This is a genomic window from Marinoscillum sp., from assembly GCF_040222955.1.
Lineage (GTDB): Bacteria > Bacteroidota > Bacteroidia > Cytophagales > Cyclobacteriaceae > Marinoscillum.
Genome location: NZ_JAVKCA010000005.1, coordinates 58,672 through 80,003, shown reverse-complemented (window position 1 = coordinate 80,003; position 21,332 = coordinate 58,672). Strand labels below are relative to the sequence as shown.

15 protein-coding genes are annotated in these 21,332 nt (G+C 46.9%); 12 read left to right on the top strand and 3 right to left on the bottom strand.

Features of this window, described 5'->3' with window-relative positions; translation table 11 throughout:
* Positions 1 to 42: 42 nt before the first annotated feature.
* Positions 43 to 564, bottom strand: coding sequence for a DinB family protein (locus RIH33_RS01590; RefSeq protein ID WP_406654664.1), 522 nt, complete (start codon positions 562 to 564; stop codon positions 43 to 45).
* A gap of 234 nt (positions 565 to 798) precedes the next feature.
* On the opposite strand from RIH33_RS01590, the gene RIH33_RS01585 reads away from it, so the two are divergent.
* The gene (locus RIH33_RS01585; protein ID WP_406654663.1) at positions 799 to 2,112 is read left to right on the top strand and encodes a gluconate:H+ symporter; all 1,314 of its coding nucleotides are present in this window, start codon (positions 799 to 801) and stop codon (positions 2,110 to 2,112) included.
* A gap of 836 nt (positions 2,113 to 2,948) precedes the next feature.
* The gene (locus RIH33_RS01580; RefSeq protein ID WP_406654662.1) at positions 2,949 to 3,299 is read left to right on the top strand and encodes a hypothetical protein; all 351 of its coding nucleotides are present in this window, start codon (positions 2,949 to 2,951) and stop codon (positions 3,297 to 3,299) included.
* 564 nt (positions 3,300 to 3,863) lie between these two features.
* On the opposite strand, the gene RIH33_RS01575 is transcribed toward RIH33_RS01580, so the two are convergent.
* Positions 3,864 to 4,541 carry an NrtR DNA-binding winged helix domain-containing protein gene (locus RIH33_RS01575; RefSeq protein ID WP_406654660.1) on the bottom strand — a complete coding sequence of 226 codons (678 nt, stop codon included), beginning with the start codon at positions 4,539 to 4,541 and terminating at the stop codon, positions 3,864 to 3,866.
* A gap of 101 nt (positions 4,542 to 4,642) precedes the next feature.
* Between RIH33_RS01575 and RIH33_RS01570 the strand changes: the two genes are divergently transcribed.
* Positions 4,643 to 6,133, top strand: coding sequence for a xylulokinase (locus tag RIH33_RS01570; RefSeq protein ID WP_406654659.1), 1,491 nt, complete (start codon positions 4,643 to 4,645; stop codon positions 6,131 to 6,133).
* 4 nt (positions 6,134 to 6,137) lie between these two features.
* Positions 6,138 to 7,472, top strand: a complete 1,335-nt coding sequence (gene xylA / locus RIH33_RS01565) for a xylose isomerase (protein WP_406654657.1) — start codon at positions 6,138 to 6,140, stop codon at positions 7,470 to 7,472.
* 91 nt (positions 7,473 to 7,563) lie between these two features.
* Here xylA and RIH33_RS01560 read toward each other — a convergent pair whose 3' ends face one another.
* On the bottom strand, positions 7,564 to 8,253 hold the full coding sequence (locus tag RIH33_RS01560; RefSeq protein ID WP_406654656.1) for an NUDIX hydrolase: 690 nt from the start codon (positions 8,251 to 8,253) through the stop codon (positions 7,564 to 7,566).
* Between the two features lie 216 nt (positions 8,254 to 8,469).
* On the opposite strand from RIH33_RS01560, the gene RIH33_RS01555 reads away from it, so the two are divergent.
* The 8 genes from RIH33_RS01555 (at position 8,470) to RIH33_RS01520 (ending at position 21,331) form a co-directional block, all read left to right on the top strand.
* Positions 8,470 to 9,936 (top strand): CotH kinase family protein, encoded by a 1,467-nt coding sequence (locus tag RIH33_RS01555; RefSeq protein WP_406654655.1) that lies wholly within the window; start codon positions 8,470 to 8,472, stop codon positions 9,934 to 9,936.
* 71 nt (positions 9,937 to 10,007) lie between these two features.
* Positions 10,008 to 10,685, top strand: coding sequence for a response regulator transcription factor (locus RIH33_RS01550; protein ID WP_406654654.1), 678 nt, complete (start codon positions 10,008 to 10,010; stop codon positions 10,683 to 10,685).
* Positions 10,682 to 11,947: a sensor histidine kinase gene (locus RIH33_RS01545; protein ID WP_406654652.1), complete on the top strand. Its 1,266-nt coding sequence runs from the start codon at positions 10,682 to 10,684 to the stop codon at positions 11,945 to 11,947. The genes RIH33_RS01550 and RIH33_RS01545 overlap by 4 nt, the downstream gene beginning before the upstream one ends.
* Before the next feature lie 89 nt (positions 11,948 to 12,036).
* A complete protein-coding gene (locus RIH33_RS01540; RefSeq protein ID WP_406654651.1) occupies positions 12,037 to 14,481 on the top strand; it encodes a TonB-dependent receptor domain-containing protein in 2,445 nt (814 codons plus the stop codon).
* Positions 14,482 to 14,631: 150 nt separating this feature from the next.
* On the top strand, positions 14,632 to 14,970 hold the full coding sequence (locus tag RIH33_RS01535) for a PadR family transcriptional regulator (protein WP_159584546.1): 339 nt from the start codon (positions 14,632 to 14,634) through the stop codon (positions 14,968 to 14,970).
* A complete protein-coding gene (locus RIH33_RS01530; RefSeq protein ID WP_406654649.1) occupies positions 14,967 to 17,579 on the top strand; it encodes an ABC transporter permease in 2,613 nt (870 codons plus the stop codon). The genes RIH33_RS01535 and RIH33_RS01530 overlap by 4 nt, the downstream gene beginning before the upstream one ends.
* Positions 17,580 to 17,741: 162 nt before the next feature.
* Positions 17,742 to 19,526 (top strand): T9SS type A sorting domain-containing protein, encoded by a 1,785-nt coding sequence (locus RIH33_RS01525; RefSeq protein ID WP_406654647.1) that lies wholly within the window; start codon positions 17,742 to 17,744, stop codon positions 19,524 to 19,526.
* A 191-nt stretch (positions 19,527 to 19,717) separates the two neighbouring features.
* Positions 19,718 to 21,331: a T9SS type A sorting domain-containing protein gene (locus tag RIH33_RS01520; protein WP_406654646.1), complete on the top strand. Its 1,614-nt coding sequence runs from the start codon at positions 19,718 to 19,720 to the stop codon at positions 21,329 to 21,331.
* Position 21,332: the final 1 nt, after the last annotated feature.

The window sequence follows — 21,332 nt, the reverse complement described above, 5'->3', positions numbered from 1 at the left end:
TGTTAGGAGTATTTGTGAGATTATTTTTAATGTAAGTATTGCCTAGCCCCTTAGAATTTTAAGATATGGAGTCCATGGCCCTACATCAGAGGAGTACTGCCTGGCCATGACTCGTGATATTTGCGACAGGTGGTTGAGGTCATGTACGGTCCAGGTGGCGAGTAGCTGAGCGAGAGTGACGAGCCCAAAGTCAGGATGAATTCCGGTTTTCTTCAGATCTTCAGAGGAGATGTTCTGAGCTTTGAGGGTGTTAAGGTTGTCCAAACGAAGGTTTTTGAACGCTGTTAACAGCTCATTGATCGTTTTTCCATGACTGTTTTTTTCTTGTGCGAAGCGGTCAAACGGGGTAAAGGTTTTTGGTTCTTTTTCTGATAATATGATCAGTATGCGAGGTATCCAGTCAGTTTTTTCTCCATGAATCAGGTGTCCCACCACGTCATAGGGACTCCAGGTTCCTGGGCCTTCGTTGGTCATGATCCATTGTGAGGAAAGGCCGTCCAGCAGCTGTTCCAATGTTCGGGGTGTTCGCTCCAGTATTTCGATGGCTTTTTCTAAGTCAAACATAGCTTTGTTGGTTAATTTGTTTAGCAGTGTTTAATGCTGTTTTCGTAAGAATATTTGGTCATGTTGGTATTCATGCACACAATCGTTTGCGTTCTTTTGAGATAATGATATCTTAGTGTTTTTTGCACCAATTCCTCCGGTCATGTTATCTGGCAAAAAGCTGGTTGAAAGTATTCAGCCTGAATGGTTATTGTGTGCAATGCCTGTGAACAATTTAATCAACCTACCCGAAAAATGTCTTTGTTAATCATCCTGCTATGTATTGTTATTCTGGTGCTTTTGATCACGTGGGCCAGACTTAATCCATTTCTTGCATTTATCATCGTGTCCATCCTCACCGGTTTGCTTCTGGGTATTCCACTTCAGGAGGTGACTAGCATCGTGGAGCAGGGGATTGGTGGCATGTTGGGAGGACTGGTGATCGTAATAGTATTGGGGGCCATGCTGGGCAAGCTGGTGGCTGAGACAGGTGCAGCACAGAAGATCACCAATGTACTGATGAGTGTTTTTGGTGAGAAAAAGATTCAATGGGCCCTGATGACCACCGGATTTGTGGTGGGCATTCCACTTTTCTACAACGTGGGCTTTGTACTGTTGGTGCCGCTGATTTTCTCTGTGAGCTATCAGTTCAAAATCAAAGCGGTATACATAGGTATTCCCATGCTGGCGGCTCTGTCTGTTACCCATGGTTTTTTGCCACCTCATCCATCACCCACAGCCCTGGTAGGGCAGCTCAATGCCGACATGGGACTTACCCTTATTTATGGTTTTTGTCTGGCAGTGCCAGCCATTATTCTTGCCGGGCCAGTCTTTGCCAGAACACTCCGAAACATTGATGCCAGGCCGCTTAAAACCTTTCAGGCGGAGACTAAACCTGAGGATCAGCTCCCGGGGGCCTTTAATAGCTTCTTTTCGGCCCTGCTACCGGTATTTTTATTGGGAGGTGCGGCTTTGCTACAGCTTTTCTGGGAGCCCACAGGGCTGGCCGGGCAAATCATAGGCTTTATTGGTGATCCTTCCATTGTGATGATCGTTGCACTGGCATATGCCACTTATTCTATAGGACTCCAGCAGGGCTATGGCATGAAAGGAGTGATGGAGTTTTACACAGATGCCATCAAGGATATTTCTCCGATTCTTTTGATTGTAGCCGGTGCTGGTGCCCTCAAGCAGGTTTTTGTGGTGAGTGGCGTGAGCATAGAGTTGGTATCGGGCTTACAGGACATGAACATTCATCCTTTGGTGCTTGGCTGGTTGATTGCGGCCATTATCAGGGTGTGCATTGGATCGGCCACAGTGGCCGGGCTTACGGCCGCTGGTATTCTGGCACCTGTGATGGGGCAGGTGGATGTAGATCCAAACCTGATGGTTCTTTCTGTGGGTGCTGGCAGCTTACTTTTTTCACATGTCAATGACAGTGGCTTTTGGATGTACAAGGAGTATTTCAATCTGAGCATTAAAGATACCATCAGGTCATGGTCTGTGATGGAGACGATCGTGTCCGTGGTGGGGTTGATTGGCGTGTTGATTCTGGATGTGATCATTTGATATGGTTGGCAGGGCCTGTTTCGAAGGACATTTCGCAGCTTCGCAGCTCCAGGATCGGGATAATGTCTGGTGTCTATTAATGTTAGGCTCCATAGTGGGATTGACGCTATATTAGGTGAAAAATGAGGTGGTTTGTTTCCCATTCTCTGTATCAACAACCAGTGAGTGACACCAGAGGTGTCATATATCACTAGCCAAATACCAGCATAAGGGACAGCTCCAGAGGAGCGGCACGTTCCAAAGATCATTTAGCAGTGACACGGCCAATGACCTGGGCATACCTGGTCTATTAATGTGGCTCAGAGCTTTATGATTTGGTTAAATCTTTATCCAGCCGGATGTTGCTATGAGATTTTGGTGTTCTGGTAATCGACGTTTCAATTAATAACCATGCTGCGTTATGACCGTGTGCCCCGACACCAGAGGTGTCTAATATTAATAGATAAACACGCCATGCAAAGGGAGCTCCAGAGGAGCGGTATGTTCCAAAGATCATTTAGCAGTGACACGGCCATGACCTGGGCATACCTGGTCTATTAATGTGGCTCCGAGCCTTATGATTTGGTTAAATCTTTATCCAGCCGGATGTTTGTTATGAGGGTTTGGTGTTCTGGTAATCGACGTTTCAATTAATAACCATGCTGTGTTATGACCGTGTGCCCCGACACCAGAGGTGTCTAATATTAATAGATAAACACGGCATAGCAAAGGCAGCTCCAGAGGAGCGGCATGTTTTCTCGTAAACCACTCGACAAGCCTCAATTACAAAAGAAGATTTGTCTAAAATGGATAAATTAGAAACTCTAAGTTATCTTGGCTCAATCAAAACACCGTTTATGCCAACACTAATCCTATCCTCCATTGTTTGCGAAATCCCGGAAGAATCTGACAAAGATGAAATCTACCTTATGCTCCAGGGAAAAAAAATCTGGCCACAGAACAAGAAATACCTGAAGATTGATGTGGACGAAATGCTACCCGTCGGGCTGAAATTCAACATTAAAGGTCCGGGCATAATGAAGCTTGAGTTGTGGGAATATGATGTCACGAGTAAAAATGACCACCTGGGGACTTTTCACCTTGACTTCAAAAACCTCGATTCTGGAAACTTCACTGAACTACTCATCCGTAACGAAGCAGGTGCTGAGAAAGCCAGTTATTACCTCAACTGGGAGATGAGGGATTAGTTAATTTTTCGCGTTGACGTGATCCGCCAATGTTGACGTGAGGAAAGTAATCTTCTGTTGCAAACTGAAGCCTGTGGGGGGTATTCTATGTTTCTAGCTATTTAATCCCTGAAGCAGACTGAGTATTTGATTGAAATAGTGCTAATATTAGTGGTATTGAGTATTATTCCTTTTATTTCTTGAAAAAGACTTTGCTTGATTGGGGGCTAGCAAATATTAAGTGACATGGGACTGATTAACGATTTTCATGATAGGAAGTATAGGATGAAATTATTCTTTTGGGCTGTTTTAGTAGCCTTAGTTTTGTTTATTATTTTCAATCTATTTTGACCCTTTACACTTTAAGTTAGCGCAGCATAATTAAGCTTAAAATGGGGCTTTTAATTTATTCACATGGCAGGGGTTGGAAATCGATTTTTGGCCCTCGGAGTATCTGTTTTTTTGGTTTATGAGCTCTTTCTCTCGAAGATTCCTTTAATAAGGCTCTTTTTAGATTTCTTGGCACCGTGATAAGGTAAGAGCAATGCTCGCACCAGCGCTTGGAAGCAGTCCTTCCATCTCGCCTCACAAATCCAGCACAAACTTGTGCTCTTTCAGGGCCTGATACACCTCCTGATCAAACTTATAGAGCTTGGCCGCACGGTGGGATACATTGTTTTGCTTTTCCCCCAGGTCCACGATCAGTTTCATGCCCAGAATCTTCCGCCGGAAGTTCGGCTTGTCCAGTTTAATTTGAAGAATGGACTCATACAGGTTTTGCAACTGCAGCAGCGTAAACTTCTCTGGCAGGAGATTGAATCCAATGGGCTCCTGCTTCACTTTACTCTTTAGCTGATCCAGCGCATAGGATAGAATTTCGTCATGGTCATAAGGCAGTTCGGGCACCTCATCCAGCGAAAACCACTGAACATCGGACGCGGTGTAACCGGCCACCACATCATAGTCGGTGTCTTTGATCAATGTATAATAGCCCACAGTCACTACCCGCTTGGTTGGGAAACGATCCACCGATCCGAAAGCCTTCAGCTGCTCCAGAAAGAGGTTATTCACCCCGGTCAGGAGGTAGAGAATCCTGTTAGCCGCTGCATCCAGCGACTCCTCATAGGTGATCCATCCCCCGGGCAGTGCCCACTTACCCTTGCTGATTCCTTCCCCATGTTTGACCAGTAACACTTTGAGTTCGTCCGTGAATCCAAAGATCACACAGTCAATAGAAAGGTCTTCCATGATATGTTCTGCCATGTCGTGATTTTAAGCTTTTGCCAAAATAAAGATAAAATATTTTCCAATACTTATGGTCATTATGACTATAAGTATTATCTTTATTTTTAAATTCTTGGAAAATGTACTTTTTAGGTTTAGATATAGGGAGTTCTTCCATCAAAGCAGCCCTGGTAGACGGAGCTACCAACAAGCAGATAGCGGTGGCTCAATACCCCGAAACGGAGATGGACATGATCAGCGTGCAATCGGGATGGGCAGAGCAGGAGCCGGAGGTCTGGTGGAAAAATGCTTGTGCAGCGACTCAAAAGGCACTGAATTCGGCACGAATCAATCCGATGGAGGTGGCCGGGATCGGTATTTCATATCAGATGCATGGGCTGGTGCTGGTAGATAAAAACCATGAAGTGCTGCGACCTGCGATCATCTGGTGTGACAGCCGCGCGGTGGAGATTGGCGAGGAGGCTTTTCAGGGCATAGGAGCAGAAAAGTGTCACCAGCATTTACTGAATGCACCTGGTAATTTCACAGCCTCCAAGCTGAAATGGGTAAAGGAGAATGAGCCGGAGCTTTTCGCGAAGATTCATAAAATCTTATTGCCCGGGGACTACATAGCCCTGAAGCTGACCGGTGAAAACACCACTACAGTTTCGGGACTCTCCGAAGGGATTTTCTGGGATTTTCAAAACAACGAAGTGGCCGGATTTCTCATGGATCATCTGGGCTTTGACCCGGAGGTTATCCCTGCGATTGTGCCCACTTTTGGGGATCAGGGAAGGCTATCTGTTGCTGCGGCGAGGGAGATTGGCCTGAAGCCAGGTATTGGCATTGGCTACCGTGCGGGTGATCAGCCAAACAATGCACTTGCCCTTGGGGTGATCAATCCTGGAGAAGTGGCAGCTACGGGTGGTACCTCCGGGGTGGTATATGGTGTGAAGGATGAGCCGGTTTACGATCTCAAATCACGGGTCAACAGTTTTGCCCATGTCAACCATGCGACTGAAGACCCTCGAATCGGGGTACTACTCTGTATCAATGGGGCGGGCATTCAGTACCGTTATATCAAGCAGATGATGGCTGAGGAGGGTCTGGGATATACTGATATGGAACGGGTCATGACCCGTGTGCCCATTGGTGCGGACGAGCTGCGGGTGATTCCTTTTGGGAATGGAGCCGAGCGGATTCTCAGCAACCGAAACATTGGCGCTCAGGTAAACAACCTGCAATTCAACAGGCACAAAAAAGAACACTTTTACAGAGCAGCACTCGAGGGAGTGGCCTTTTCTTTTATCTATGGCATAGAGATACTGAAAGAACTGGGCCTGGAGATTACGAAGCTCAGGGTAGGCAATGACAACTTGTTTCAATCTGCTATTTTCAGTAAGACAATATCCACGTTGGCCAATGCGCCCATTGAGCTTGTGGAAACTACCGGGGCAGTAGGCGCTGCAAGAGGTGCGGCATATGCGCAGGGGCATTTTTCCAGCCTGGCAGAGGCCGTGAGTGGGGATGCTACGGTGAATATTTATGAGCCCACTGTGAGTGAATATCAACAATACAGCAACGCTTACCAGGCTTGGGTAGGTGATTTAAAGAGACTTTTAAACGACTAAAAACATGAGCAAACAAATTATTTTAGGAGACAGGGAATACTTCAGCGGAATCGGCAAGATCGCTTTTGAAGGCAAGGAATCGGACAACCCTTTTGCGTTCAAATATTATGATGAAAATAGGGTGGTAGCAGGCAAAACCCTAAAGGAACACTTCAGGTTTGCAATCGCTTACTGGCACACCTTCTGCGGTACCGGTGGGGATCCATTTGGTCCGGGTACCAAAGACTTCCCATGGAGTACAGCCGGAGATGCTTACCAGCGCGCCAAAGACAAGATGGATGCGGGTTTTGAGTTTATCACTAAAATAGGGGCGCCGTTCTACTGTTTCCATGATTTTGATCTGATAGAGGAAGGTGATACCATGGCAGAGTCTGCCAAGCGACTGGACTTTATTACGGACTACGCGAAAGAAAAGCAGGCAGCTGCAGGCACGAAGTTGCTGTGGGGTACGGCCAATTTGTTTTCCAATCCCCGCTATATGAATGGTGCAGCGACCAACCCCAATTTTGAGGTGGTGGCTTATGCAGGGGCACAGGTAAAAAATGCACTGGATGCGACCATCAAATTGGGCGGTGAAAACTACGTGTTCTGGGGTGGTAGAGAGGGCTATATGAGCCTACTCAATACCAATGTGAAGAGTGAGTTGGATCACCTGGCGAGGTTCCTGCACATGGCCAAGGACTATGCCAGGGGTCAGGGATTCAAAGGCAATTTCTTTATAGAACCTAAGCCGATGGAGCCTACCAAACATCAGTATGATTTTGATGCAGCTACTGTATTAGGCTTCCTGAGGGAGTATGATTTGCTGGCAGATTTTAAATTGAACCTGGAGGTGAACCATGCCACACTGGCGCAGCACACCATGCAGCACGAGATGCAGATAGCCGCCAATGCCGGAGCGCTGGGCAGCATGGATGCCAATAGAGGTGACTACCAGAATGGCTGGGATACCGACCAGTTCCCAACCAACCTGAATGAATTGACCGAGATGATGTTGGTATTTCTGGAAGTAGGAGGCCTGCAAGGTGGCGGGATCAACTTTGATGCGAAAACCCGACGAAACTCTACGGATCTGGCGGATATTTTTCATGCGCACATTGGCGGAATGGATGCATTTGCCAGAGGACTGATTACAGCTGATGCTATTTTGACTAATTCCGATTATACCAAACTGAAAGCTGAGCGATATGCTTCTTTTGGTACAGCAGATGGCAGGGCCTTTGAAGGAGGAAAACTAAAACTGACCGATCTGGCAAAGATAGGTGCCGGGCTGGATAACATTCCTTTGCAGAGTGGCAAGCAGGAGCTGTTCGAAAACATCATCAACCAATATATTTAAGAGCGTTCACTTTTTGGTTTAGGTGAATTTCAAAGGGAAATGATTTGTTTCATTTCCCTTTTTTTATGGATATGGAGAAGTGAGGTTGATCCTAAATATTCAGAGAAAAGTCGCCTCTGGATTCAGATGCATATTTTTCTTTATCAAACTGATAGAGATATGAACCTTTTTTGCTGGAGGTCATGTCCTTTTCTTCCAGTTTGGTCAGCACGTCCAGCTGATTGATTTTTTTGACAAAATTGCGCTTATCCAGCTCCTGGTCCAAAATGGCTTCATAGAGCTTTTGCAGCTGTCGCATGGTGAATTTTTCGGGGAGCAATTCAAATCCTATGGGCTGCACGGACGTTTTGTAGCGCAGGAGGTTGATGGCCGTAGTGACCATGTCTCCATGATCAAAGATCAATTGAGGGGCATTGCTAAGACTAAACCATTCTGCGGAATGCTTTTTGGAGAGCTCCTGGTTATGATCTTCTATATTAATGAGGGCATAATAGGCGATCGAAATAGTACGCTCCACGGGATCTCTCTCAGGGTGACTAAAGGTGCGCACCTGCTCCATATAGACGTCTTGTAGTCCGGTGAGGCTGTGGAGCACTCTGTTGGCAGCTTCAGCTGATGTTTCTTCCTCCTGTAGGAATCCGCCCATCAGCGACCATTTGCCTTTTTCAGGTTCAAAATTTCGCTTGATAAGCAGCAGCTTGAGCTCCTCATTGTCAAAGCCAAAGATGATGCAGTCTACTGCAACAAGCAGTCGTTTTTGATTTTGATATGTAGTGGTCATGGCTGATGAATAAATCTTTGTTTGCAAATAAGGCACAAAAAACCTCAGCTGTACTCATTGCAGGTTAATAATGCGTATTTAAAGGTAAGTTTCCAAAGATCAAGGTAAACGTATGGGGAGATGACTAAAAAATCTAATGATTTCGTATGCCAACAGCAGATTGGTAATCCATTCACTCTTTTTTACGAGCATGAAAATTATCTAAATTGAGGAATCATGCGAACTCATTTGATTTTTTTAAGTGCTATGGCCGGGCTTTCTGTGCTGGTAGCTTGCAAAACCGATAAGAAAGAGGAACCCAATCCTGAAACCCCTGAAGAGGTGGTTTTTGCTGTTGAGACGGGAGCAAGCCAAATTCCTTATCTGATCATTGATACCCAGGGCACTGACATTAAGAACGAGCCTAAAGTTTCTGCCGAACTGAAGATCTATGTGGAAAAGACCCCCGTCCAAAGTGCTCATATAGGCATTGAATATCGTGGGTCCACGTCCTTCCGGCTTTCCGACAAGAAATCTTATGGAATAGAAACCTGGGCTGAGGATGGCAGTGACACGCAGGTGAGTTTTTTTGGTTTGCCGGAAGAGGAAGACTGGATACTGATGGGGCATGTGGTCAATGAAGAGGAGGGGTATATTTTCGATCGCACCCTCATGTACCATCAGTTTGGTTACCAGCTTTTCGAGGCTATGGGCCGATATGCCAGCCGTACAGAGTTTGTGGAGCTTCAGATAGACGATGATTACAAGGGTGTCTATGTGTTTATGGAAAAGCTCAAACGGGACAAAAACCGTATTGACATCAAAAAACTGGAGCCAGGGGATGTGCTGGCTGATGAAATCACGGGTGGCTACATCCTGAAAATTGATAAAACTGCCGGTGGAGACCTCAACATCAACCAACCGCTGGAGTACTTTGAAAACAACTGGGAAGATGATGCCCGGTACACTGAGGATATCAGCTTCCGGTCGTACTATGACGTCAATGGTCAGCCCATGGCGTTTGATCCTTATGGGGAGCCGTACCACGCCAATATGTATCTGGAGACCTATTTTCTCTATGAGTATCCAAAAGCTGCAGAGATCACTGCTGCTCAGAAAAATTATATTCAAACCTATATCCGAGATTTTGAGACGGCCCTTCTGGCAGATGATTTTTCCACTGAGGTAAGGACCTACACCGATTATGTTGACCTGTCAAGTTTTGTGGATTTTTTCATCCTCAACGAAGTGGTCCGAAATGTAGATGCCTATCGGCTCAGCACCTATCTGTATAAGGACCGGGGTGGAAAGTTGAATATGGGGCCAGTTTGGGATTTGAACATTGGCTATGACAATGGTGGTCGGGTCCCTATAGATGGGTGGGTGATCAATTACAACCAGTACGTGGGGTCTGATGCCTGGATGGTGCCTTTTTGGTGGCCGAGACTCATGGAAGATCCCGTCTTCAGAGCGGCAGTAAAGACCAGGTGGACCAGCCTGCGGGGTGGGATCCTGAGCACCGTGTCCCTCAAGGCGATGGTAGATGCCACCGCCAGCTATCTGCTGGAGAATGGCGCTGTTGATCGCAACTATGAACGCTGGGGAAAGGCTATCGGTGTTGATTATGGAGTGAGCATTGCCAGCCTCAAGGCTTACCTGGAGGAGCGCACCCAGTGGATGGATGGCCAGATTTCCGCTTTTTGAGTGTGCGCTGGTGCGCGGTATCTCTTGTCATTTCAAAATTCCTTCAGAAATAGCCCGTATTTTTGATCCCAATGAAACTACTCGTCATAGAGGATCATGATCAGCTCAGTGCCAACATCCGCACGTATCTCCATGAGGAGGGCTATGTGTGTGAAGTGGCTGGCAGCTACCAGCAGGCCGTGGAGAAACTTTATGCTTATCAGTATGATCTGGTGGCACTGGATCTCATGCTGCCCGATGGCAACGGTCTGGATCTGCTCCGATCCATCAAAGAAAACTGGCCTCATATCTGCGTACTGATCATATCTGCCAAAAATGCCCTTGATGACAAAATCAAGGGACTTGATCTGGGCGCAGATGACTACCTCGCGAAACCCTTCCACCTGGCTGAACTCAACGCCCGTCTGAAGGCAATCTTTCGGAGAAAAAACCAGCAGGGAGATGATAAAATCCTGTTTGAGGACATGGAACTTAACACGCAGACCTTTGAGGTGTCAGTGAGTGGACAGGTGTTGGACCTCACCCGCAAGGAGTTTGAGCTCATCCAATACCTCTTGCTTAATCAAAACCGCGTGCTTACCAAACAGTCCATTGCAGAGCACCTTTGGGGTGATTATATGGACACCGCAGATTCGTTTGACTTTGTTTACCAGCACATCAAAAACCTCCGCAAAAAGGTCGCAGAAGCTGGAGGGACCGATTACATTCACACGGTGTATGGTGTAGGTTATAAATTTAAAAAAGGATGAAGCTTGTCATAAAAATCACGCTGTATTTTGTGATCATCTCTTCTATCGTCTTTCTCATCGGGGCAGTGTTTAGCTACAATGCCATGAGCCGGGAGATTGACATTGAAGAGCGGCTTTTCCTTAAGGAAAGACTTCAGCACGTACTGGGCTATCTGGAGCAAAAAAAGCCCAACGAAGAAATTATTTTGGACAAGATGGTTATCACCCCGCTGGACAGCAGTACCGCAGAGACCGAACTTGTGTTTACAGACACCCTGGTGACCCACGCCACCCTTCGCCGCATAGAACCTCACCTTAAGCTTGATGTGATCCGAAAGGTCAACGGAAAAGCCTATCAAATCATGCTCTATGACCTTATCATAGAAGAAGACGATATAGAGGACGCCGTGCGCGAATCCATGGTGAAAACCTATCTAATGCTGCTATTGGTTTCTCTCGTCCTCAGTCTCATTGCTTCCTATTATGTATTCAGGCCATTTCAGTTCACGCTGGCTGCCATCCGTGATTTCTCCATCAAGCAGTCCCAAAGGCCAGAGCTGCCCGCTTCGTCTACTGCTGAGTTCAAAAAGCTCAACCAGTTCATAGATGAAATGATGAAGAAAGCACAAAGGGATTATCGCTCCTTGAAGGAGTTTTCAGAAAATGCTTCTCACGAGATTCAGACACCCATTTCCATTGCTCAGGGTAAATTGGAGCTGCTCATGGAATCGCCAGAGCTCAGGGAAGATCAGATGGAACTCATCTCTTCAGCACAGAATGCCCTTCAGCGCCTCAGTAAGATGAGTAATTCACTCTCTCTCTTGACCAAGATCGAAAACAAGGAGTTCTCTGATTTTTCCCCGGTGAATGTTTCAGAACTACTATCCGGGCTTCTATTTGATTTCAAAGAGCTGATAGAGCTGAAGCAAATCACCCTCACAACAGAGGTGGAGTCTGGAGTAGAGGTATCTGGCAGTGCCACGCTGCTGGGCATCCTGATGACCAACCTGCTGAACAATGCTGTAAGGCATAACCGCACAGGTGGAAGCATCCGTGTGGTGCTCACCTCCGGTGGGCTGGACGTCATCAATACCGGAGAGCCTCTACAGGGAGAGCCCCAGGATTATTTCATGCGGTTCAAAAAAGGTTCTGAAAATCCGGATTCCTCCGGGCTGGGATTGTCTATTGTCCAGCAGATATGTTCAGAGCATCATTTCTCCATTATTTATGAAGCAACAGCCGAACAACATCACCTCTCAGTGCGTTGGGAGAGTAGAAATTAGATGTAGCTACATAAAATTCAGATTTCCTTCAGAATTCAAACAAATTTCACTCAGAGTGTGATGGTAGCTTCGCACTCAGCTAATAGACTATGATACGAAGCATTTATACCACTTTATTTTTTGTTCTTTTTGGTCTCACTGTTCATGGGGCAGTTCCTGTAGAAGAGGCACCTTCTATCAGGGGACAGGTGATCGATGCGGCTACCGGTCAGCCACTGGAGTATGCCACAGTGAGCATCCTGCGTGCGGAGGATATGGGGCTGATTACCGGCAGTATTACGGATGCCGAAGGTCGGTTTAGCCTGGCTGTGGAGCCCGGAGAGTATGTGGTGAAAATACAATTTGTCACCTTTGAAACGAAAGAAATCTCCGTCATTGTAGGGCAGGGTAACCGTAATCCGGACCTGGGAGCGATCAGCATGAAGCCATCGGTGAGCGAGCTGGATGAGGTGGTTGTATCCGGAGAGCGTACGCAGATGCAGCTCAGTCTGGATAAGAAGGTATACAATGTGGGCAAAGATTTGAGCTCATTGGGTGGGTCGGCCTCCGATATTTTGGGAAATTTGCCGTCGGTCACCGTGGATGTGGAGGGCAATGTGGAGCTGCGTGGTAGCTCCAGCGTAAAAGTACTCATAGATGGTAAGCCGTCAGGGCTCGTGGGGTTGTCCAGTACTGATGCTTTGCGTCAGCTTCAGGGCAATATGATTGAGCGGGTAGAGATCATCACCAACCCCTCTGCCCGATATGATGCCGAAGGCATGGCAGGTATCATCAACATCATTTTGAAAAAGGATAAAGGAACAGGGCTGAATGGCAGTTTTCAGGTGAACACCGGCTACCCACATAATCATGGAGCTTCCGCCAATGTGAACTTCAGAAAAAAATGGGTGAACCTGTTTCTGAACTACGGGGTAAACTACAACAAAGCACCTGGTCTGGGTGGAGCCAGTCAGCAGTACATGCTGCCCGATACTTCCTACACGACTGACCTGAGCCGGCAGCACATCAGGGGTGGAGTTTCCAATAACGTGCGATTCGGGGCAGATTTTTACCTGAACGATTACAGCACAATCACCACTTCTTTTCTTTATCGCTACTCTGATGAGCTTAACGATTCGGAACTTGAATACAAAGACTATGATGGCAACGAGCAGCTCATAGACTATACCCGTCGGGAAGACACCGAAACGGAGGGCGATGAGAATCTGGAGTATGCAGTCAACTACACCCGCACCTTTCAGCGTCAGGGGCAAAAGCTCACTGCTGACTTTCAGTATCAGAATAACAATGAGCTGGAGAAATCCGACATCATACAGTATCAGGGAGCCACCATGGCGGAAAGTGTGCCTGAACTCTTTCAGAAAGTGCGAAACGATGAAGGGGAAAAGCGCCTGATGCTACAGTCAGATTATATCCAGCCCTTTGGACAAAAGGGTAAAGTTGAAGCCGGATTCCGAAGTACTTTTCGGAAGGTGAAAAATATCTATGACGTGCAGGAAAAGAATGACCTCTCAGAGGCCTATGTGACCCTGGACACCTTCAGCACGGACTTTGCTTATAATGAGGATGTACATGCGTTTTATGGTATTGTGAGTAATGAATTGGATAAAATATCCTGGCAGCTGGGACTCAGAAGCGAGACCACCAGCATCAATACCGTGTTTCAGGAGACAGGCAAGCAACGAAACTGGCAGTATACCAATCTTTTCCCCAGTGCTTTTTTTACCTACAAGCTCAAGGGTGAAAATCAGCTGCAGCTGAGCTACAGCCGCCGGATCAACAGGCCCCGATTCAGGGAGTTGAACCCGTTTAGCTCCTTCACGGACAACCGTAATTTCCGCATAGGAAACCCGGAGCTTCAGCCCGAATTTACTGATTCATACGAAACCGGATTTCTTCAGAATATGAAGGCTTCGTCCATTTACTATGGCGTGTATTACCGACATACTACTCAACTGATTCGTCGGGTGAGTCTTGCTCCAAACGAGAATGGCGAGCGCGTACAGATCCCTTATAACATTGGGGAGAGTGATGCAGTAGGTATGGAAATCAACGCGGCCCATGAGTTTACCAGCTGGTACCGGGTGAGTGGTAATTTCAACTTTTATCACCAGCAGATTACCGGCACAGTGGGAGACAGTATCAACCTGGGGGCGCGCACCACCACCTTCAGCACTCGGGTGAGTAACAACTTCAAAATACCCAAGCTCTTTGATGCGCAGGTCAATGTGAACTACCAGGCTCCACAGAATCAGTCTCAGGGCAGAAGGCTCTCAGTAACAGTGGTTGATGTTGGGCTGACCCGGGATATCTGGAAAAACAACGGAACCATTTCACTCAGCGCACGGGATCTCTTCAATTCACGCAAGTGGAGGTCTATCACAGATATACCCACCTTCTATGAGGAGTCCACCTGGCAGTGGCGCAAGGGGCCAACCTTTGTACTCACGGCTACTTATCGACTCAACCAGAAGAAGCAAAGACCGGATCGTGGCGGAGGCCGCGACGAGTTTGAAGGAGATGGTGGTTTTTGATAACACAAAAAAGATATAGTTGGTTAGGTTGATTGGTAGAAGCCGGCTCATTGAAATGAGTCGGTTTTTTTTGTTTTATTAATATCATTTACAATGATGAAAGAAACTTTTTAGATTTACTTTCGTATTTCATTTACAATCATGAATGATATGAAGGAAGAAAAGGTACAGATAGGGGAATTTGAGGAACTGGTGCTGCTGGTGACAGCCATTCTTCATGAAGATGCCTATGGGGTGCGGGTGATGGATGAGATTGGTGCCCAGACCGGCCGGAAGGTGAACATTAGCGGAGTACACACTGCGCTCGACAGACTGGAGAAAAAGGGCTACCTCAGCTCATACATGGGAGGTGCTACAGCAGAACGAGGCGGGCGTAGCAAGCGGTATTTCAAAGTGACTAATCTGGGGGTTCAGGTATTGGAAATCAACAGAAGGGTGAGGAATACCCTTTATGATCAAATACCTAAAGTTTTGCTGGAAACCCGATGACACTTGCCAACCCACCGAAACTGCCATTCAGGATACTGAGATGGTTCTGCAAGCCCTGGTACGCCGAAGTGATAGAGGGAGACCTATTGGAGCTATATCACCGAGAGGTCACCACACATCCGGCAAAGGCCAGGCTGGCGACCTACCTAAATGTGATCCGGTTTTTCAGGTGGCGATACATTAAGGATTTAGAAGATTTTCAACCCAATTCACCTTTTGGTATGTTCAAGACTTATTTCAAAGTAACCCTGCGGAGCATGGGCAAAAACAAGGTGCAGACAGCATTAAATATTCTGGGCCTGTCAATGGCCATCGCTGCTTGTTTTCTCATCCTCATCCATATCAAGTATCAGTTTGCTTTCGATAAGCACCTCCCACAGCTGGACAATATCTACCGTGTGACAATAAATGAGCGTGGCGGAAACACCCCGGCTTTGCTGGTGAAACAGATGCAGGCTGACTATCCTGAAGTGCTCAATGGCACCAGGATTATGGGACCTTTGGAAGGTGTGATTTCACAGAATGGCCGGTACATCAGGCAGGGTGGGGGAATCTATGCGGACTCTACTTTTTTTGAGTTATTCCCCGCCACATTCCTGGCTGGAACAAGTAGCCATATACTTACTGGCCCCAGAGATATAGTGTTGACCAGAAAAGTGGCAACCAAACTTTTTCAGGATGAGGTGGCTATGGGGCAGGTGATCGATGTGGATGGCGATGATTATGTAGTGACGGCCGTGGTAGAAAACCTGCCTGAAACCAGCTCCATTCCCTATGACTTTGTCTTGTCTATGCCCCGCGAATCATGGGTGACCAGCGGTTATTGGACGGGGAATAACTTTTATTCTTATTTGCTGGTGGATTCTAATGCTAACATTGAGCAACTGAAGGCAAAGTTTACCGACTTTGTCAAACGATACATCGGCCCGGAGATTTTGGGGTTTAATGATTCTTATGCTACCCTTGAGGACTATTTTGCTGAAGGTCATCAGCATTCGTTTGGGCTTGTCCCCATGAAGGATATTCACCTGCATCACCCACGGCTTTCCCTGGGCGTGGGGGCAAATTATCAGAGCCTGCTCACCTTTGGAGGAGTGGCGGTTTTTATTCTGCTCATTGCCTGTATCAACTATATCAATATGGCCACTGCGCGCTCATCACTCAGAGCAAAAGAGATAGGGATGAGAAAGGTGATGGGATCCGTGAAAAGCCTAATCACGCAACAGTTCCTGTTAGAATCTTTTGTGATCACATCGATCGCTATGGTGGCCGGGCTTGTCCTGGCACTGGTTTGCCTCCCATATTTCAATCAGGTGAGCCTTGGTAGTTATGGGGTTTGGGACATTGTGAATCTGGAGAATGCCCTTTGGTTCATGCTCATTTTGCTAGCCACAAGTCTTCTTTCAGGGATTTATCCTGCGCTCTATCTGGCTTCCTTTAGGCCAATCGCGGCCTTGAAAGGTGAGACCGTGAAAGGGGGTGGAAGTCGATTGCGTTCGGGGTTGGTTGTTTTTCAGTTTTCCATCTCGTTGTTACTGATGGTGGGGACTTACATAGTGTATCAGCAGATTTCACTAATGAGCAACCGAAAGCTGGGCCTGGATACGGAGCAGACCTACGTCATCAGGGACGCCCGTAAAATAGTGGGTGAGTTTGGAGCTTTTAAGCAGCAGCTGATTGGGCATTCTGCCATCGGTCAGGTGGGGCTGGCGAATGGATATCCATCAGGAGGTCTGTCTGATTGGAACTACACCTCTATCGATGAAGACAGAATTCAACTGAGCCCGAACAACCTCTTTGTTTCCAGCGAGATTCAGGAGGTATGGGGGTTGGAGCTTGTCAAAGGCAGGTTTTTTAGCGAGAACCTGGCTACAGATACCACCAACATTGTCGTCAACGAAACGCTGGTGAAAACTCTGGGGTGGGAGGAACCGCTCGGAAAAATGTTGGGCAGAGGAGAGCGGCATTTCAAAATCATAGGAGTGGTGGAGGACTTTGCCCTGGGCTCGGCGAAAAGCAGAAATGCCCCGGTTGTGTTTCGATATTTGGAGTCCGTTGGGTTTGGGACGTTTGGTGGCGATTACCTCATGGTGAAAATAGACGGAAACCTTGGGGATGCTCTGGAACACATTGAGGCTTCCTGGGATCGATTTTTACCCAATTACCCGTTGGATGGGCGATTTATGGATGATTCTTTTCAGAGATTGTATGATGGAGAGCGGAGATTTGGTTTGTTGTTTTCAGGCTTTTCGATACTCGCCATTGTGATTGCTGCCATTGGGTTATTTACCTTATCGGCGTTTGTGCTGGAGCGTAAACGCAAGGAAATTGCCATCAGAAAGGTGCTGGGAGCCAGGGTTGGTCAAATCTTTGTGAAGATAATGACCTATTTCGGGCGTCTCATTATCGCCAGCGCATTTATTGCGATGCCATTGGCCTTTTACCTGGGGCATGACTGGCTGGATGATTATGTGGAACGCATTGATTTAGGGGGTATGATTTTCGCGGTTCCATTGGTGTTTCTCACGCTGATTTCCCTGTTCACTGTTGCTCTGCAAACCTATCGCACAGCATCAAATAATCCGTTGGATTCCTTGAAGGAAGAGTAGGGTTGATAGCACGTGGGGCAGATAAAACGTACAATCTTTTACTGGTCATAGTTCTATTTGATGTGTGTGTCGATACATAAGCCCCATTGAGCGATAAAAGTGGGCTGTAAGTGGTGGAAAAAGGTATTTTTACCGAATTAGTCCAACCAAAATAGTCCACTCATGACGGTGTTATGGAAAGCGTTATGCGCTTTGATTTTCATGTTTTCATGGTTCATTACTTATGCCCAGTGTCCAACAGGCAATGTGACAGGAAACGTAACAATAAGTAGTAATTGCACGATTGCAGCCGGTACCAATTATACCATTACCGGGAACCTCACCCTGGATGCCAATCTCACTTTTGGCGCAGGAGCTACCCTCACCGTGACAGGTACTTTGAATAATACCTATGTGGGTGGAGCCACTACCAGAACGATTTCAGGAGGTACTGTAAATGTAGGTACGGCCACCATTGGAGATAATTACACCCTCAACCTGAGTGGAACGACGCTTAACGTGACCAATGGCTACACGGGTGGCTGGCATGGTGGACTTACCATGACCAATGCTACACTTGATGTTGGGACGTCCTTTTCTGAGGGGTTTGCTCAGGGTACCATCACATTGAATAATTCGGCTATTACCACCGGTACTACTTTTGCGACCTCAGGCGGAGGTACTCAACTCTCACTTACTAATGGCTCGTCTATAGACGCTGGAACTTCTTTCAATTTTGCAGGTGGCAGTGGGCATACACTCACAGTGAACAGCTCTTCGATTAACTCAGGTACCAATTTCACCATCGGTGAGCAATCTGGCTCTAACATCACCAATGGATCAGCTCTTGTGGTAGGAGGCAACTTCTTAAATGACAATGGAGCTGATATGATACTCGATAACTCTACGATCACACTGACATCCGGAAACTTCATGAATGATTTCCAGGCCACTATTTTGGCACAAAATGGAAGTGATATTACGTTGTCCAACGGAAATATGAATACTGAGGATCAGTCCAGCCTGATCATCGATGCCAGCGATGTGTACATCAATGGAGACATGAACAATGACTACCATGCACAGCTGACCGTGCGCAACAATGGAACGCTCACAGTGACTGGTGACTTTAACAATGGATTACAATCCAATGGTGACCCGGCTAACGAGGGCTATGTGGACATAGATGGAGGCTCCATTTCCGTCGGAGGAAATCTGAATAACAGCTACGGCAGTTCGATCGGTGTGGACGGGGGTGGATCCTTCGCAGTGGCCGGCGATGTAACCAATGCACAGGCCGCCAGCATCACGGTGCCGGATGGCACCTTTTCTTATGGAGGCACCATGTCAGACCCATTCAGTGGAGTTTCTGCATCCTCCGGCGATGCAGAGTGTACGGATGGTTGCTGTGGGTCCGGGTGCGCTGCTTTGCCTGTTTCTTTGGTCACCTTTGATGTCATTCAGGAAAATGATCAGGTGCTTCTGAGTTGGAGCACCGCTTCTGAAAAGGACAACGACTATTTCACATTGGAGCGATCTGCGGATGGGCGTATCTTTCAGCCCATCGCTAAGATTCCCGGGCATGGCACTTCCAAAGTGGTACAACATTACTCTTTCAAGGACATCCTGGGTTTTGCAAATTCATCCCCTGCTGTATATTACCGCTTATCACAAACCGATTATGACGGCACTTTTGAGTGGCTCCGGGTTATCAGTCTTGGGCAGAGTAGCCTGGTAGATAATGTCCAAATATTCCCTAATCCGGCCGTGCAGGGAGGTGAAATTATGATAGAGGGTGTAACAGCCGATATGTCCTGGGAAATATACGCCCTCTCCGGGGGGCTGATGGCCAGAGGTACTTTCATCTCGGGGAATATTTTGGAGACACCGTACTATCAGCCTGGTGCCTATCTGTTAAAAATCTTTAGTGAATCAGCTGTTCTCACCAAAAAAGTGATCATTCGTTAGAAAGAGTAACATCACTGAATAAATTCTTTTATCCGCACTTTTTGGTTGGTTCCGTTACGTAAAAGTCCCTTTGCGTATAACACGCAAAAACATGCGTAATTCCCCCAAATCAATGTTTATCAGTATGTTATGAATAAAATATAATTCTATTTTGAGGTGTAGTCTTAGCTATGGACTAAAAAAATCGCCTTATGATCAACAAAATAGGATTACTCACAATCTTGTATTTAACAGCCGCGGCAGACCTTTGGGCACAATGTCCTACTTCCGGCACCATCACCAGTAATTGTACTGCCGTAGGGAATATGACCATTTCCGGTGGTACCCTCAATGTGAACCCCGGAGTGACGGTCACCGTGATGGGAACACTCAAAGTAGAGTCCGGCGGCACACTCAATGGAACAGGAGCTACTTTTAACGTTTGGACCCTGTCGGATGGTGCTGGATCCACCAACACCTACAATGGAGGAACCTACAACGTGTCTACCAACTTCTCAACTGCCAATGGCGGTGATTTTGCCATGTATAATAGTACTGTGGATCTGAGCATGGGGTCAGTGAGTATCTCTGGAAATCATATGGTTCTGGAGAATACCACTTTCACAGGTGTGACCTCATGGACCACCAGTGTCACCACCATGACCATGACGGGGACGGACATTGCCACCTCCGGAAATTTGCAACTCGAGAATGCTGTCATCAATGATGGGGTGCTGGATGCCGGCACCAATGTCACGTTAAAAAACTCGACGGTCACTAACAGTACGCTGAACTCAGGAGGAAAAATGACCATTGAAAATGGGAACGTGGTATTTGACAACAGTACCCTTGACCTGGGTACTTCCAATCTCATGTCGTTTGGAACTACAGCACTTGATTTTAGTGGAAATGGGGTGCTCACTATGAATAACAATACCCAGGTGGATATCAGAGGGGACATTGTGAACAATGAATGGTACATAGATAACTCTCATGTAAGAGCCACTGGGAATTTTGATAATGCCGGAAATGAGATTTTGGTAGTGCGCAATAATGGCACGTTTAACTTGCTTCGCAATTTTGACAACCGTGGGAACAGTGATGTTTCTGCTGATAACGGGGGATTTATTGATGTTGGTGGAAACTTTGATAACCGCAATGGAGGCGCTGTAGATGTGAACGGAGGAACTCTGGTAGTGGGAGGAACCTTTTCTGGAAATACTCCAACCGGCGATTCCGGTGATTGCTCTGGCGGTAGTGGCGGATGCTGCGGGAGCTCCTGTAATCCACTGCCTGTTAGTCTGCTGATTTTTGAAGGAAAAGTGCTATCAGGTACCGTGCTACTGAAGTGGAAGACTGTTTCAGAATTAAATAACAGCTTTTTTACCCTGGAAAGATCAAACGATGGTCAGAACTTTGAAGAGATAGCTAAAGTGGATGGAGCGGGTTCCTGTAAAGAAATGCGGGCATATGAGGTCACTGATGGCAGTGGACATCGTGAATGGGGGGCCACTTATTACAGACTTTCACAGACGGACTATGACGGAACTCACGAAGTGCTTAAGGTTATAGCCATTGGTGCCACTATTTTTTCTTCTCAAATCAAAACTTATCCAAACCCCGCGTTTTCTGAATCGGTATTTTATGTAGAGGGTGCAAAGGCTGATATGGTCTGGGCCCTCTATACCATCAGCGGGCTTCAAATCAGGTCGGGCAATTTTAACACCGACAATGCGGTGAGCACTGACGGAATGAACTCCGGGACTTATTTACTCAAAGTGCAGAACTCCAATGGGTTCATTACCAAAAGACTGGCGATTAAATAGT

Bases quoted from the DNA above. Each gene is read 5' to 3' on its own strand.
- RIH33_RS01545 (WP_406654652.1), top strand. From the start codon at position 10,682: ATGAAGCTTGTCATAAAAATCACGCTGTATTTTGTGATCATCTCTTCT.
- RIH33_RS01590 (WP_406654664.1), bottom strand. From the start codon at position 564: ATGTTTGACTTAGAAAAAGCCATCGAAATACTGGAGCGAACACCCCGA.
- RIH33_RS01530 (WP_406654649.1), top strand. From the start codon at position 14,967: ATGACACTTGCCAACCCACCGAAACTGCCATTCAGGATACTGAGATGG.
- xylA (WP_406654657.1), top strand. From the start codon at position 6,138: ATGAGCAAACAAATTATTTTAGGAGACAGGGAATACTTCAGCGGAATC.
- RIH33_RS01585 (WP_406654663.1), top strand. From the start codon at position 799: ATGTCTTTGTTAATCATCCTGCTATGTATTGTTATTCTGGTGCTTTTG.
- RIH33_RS01575 (WP_406654660.1), bottom strand. From the start codon at position 4,541: ATGGCAGAACATATCATGGAAGACCTTTCTATTGACTGTGTGATCTTT.
- RIH33_RS01555 (WP_406654655.1), top strand. From the start codon at position 8,470: ATGCGAACTCATTTGATTTTTTTAAGTGCTATGGCCGGGCTTTCTGTG.
- RIH33_RS01550 (WP_406654654.1), top strand. From the start codon at position 10,008: ATGAAACTACTCGTCATAGAGGATCATGATCAGCTCAGTGCCAACATC.
- RIH33_RS01520 (WP_406654646.1), top strand. From the start codon at position 19,718: ATGATCAACAAAATAGGATTACTCACAATCTTGTATTTAACAGCCGCG.
- RIH33_RS01560 (WP_406654656.1), bottom strand. From the start codon at position 8,253: ATGACCACTACATATCAAAATCAAAAACGACTGCTTGTTGCAGTAGAC.
- RIH33_RS01580 (WP_406654662.1), top strand. From the start codon at position 2,949: ATGCCAACACTAATCCTATCCTCCATTGTTTGCGAAATCCCGGAAGAA.
- RIH33_RS01525 (WP_406654647.1), top strand. From the start codon at position 17,742: ATGACGGTGTTATGGAAAGCGTTATGCGCTTTGATTTTCATGTTTTCA.
- RIH33_RS01535 (WP_159584546.1), top strand. From the start codon at position 14,632: ATGAAGGAAGAAAAGGTACAGATAGGGGAATTTGAGGAACTGGTGCTG.
- RIH33_RS01540 (WP_406654651.1), top strand. From the start codon at position 12,037: ATGATACGAAGCATTTATACCACTTTATTTTTTGTTCTTTTTGGTCTC.
- RIH33_RS01570 (WP_406654659.1), top strand. From the start codon at position 4,643: ATGTACTTTTTAGGTTTAGATATAGGGAGTTCTTCCATCAAAGCAGCC.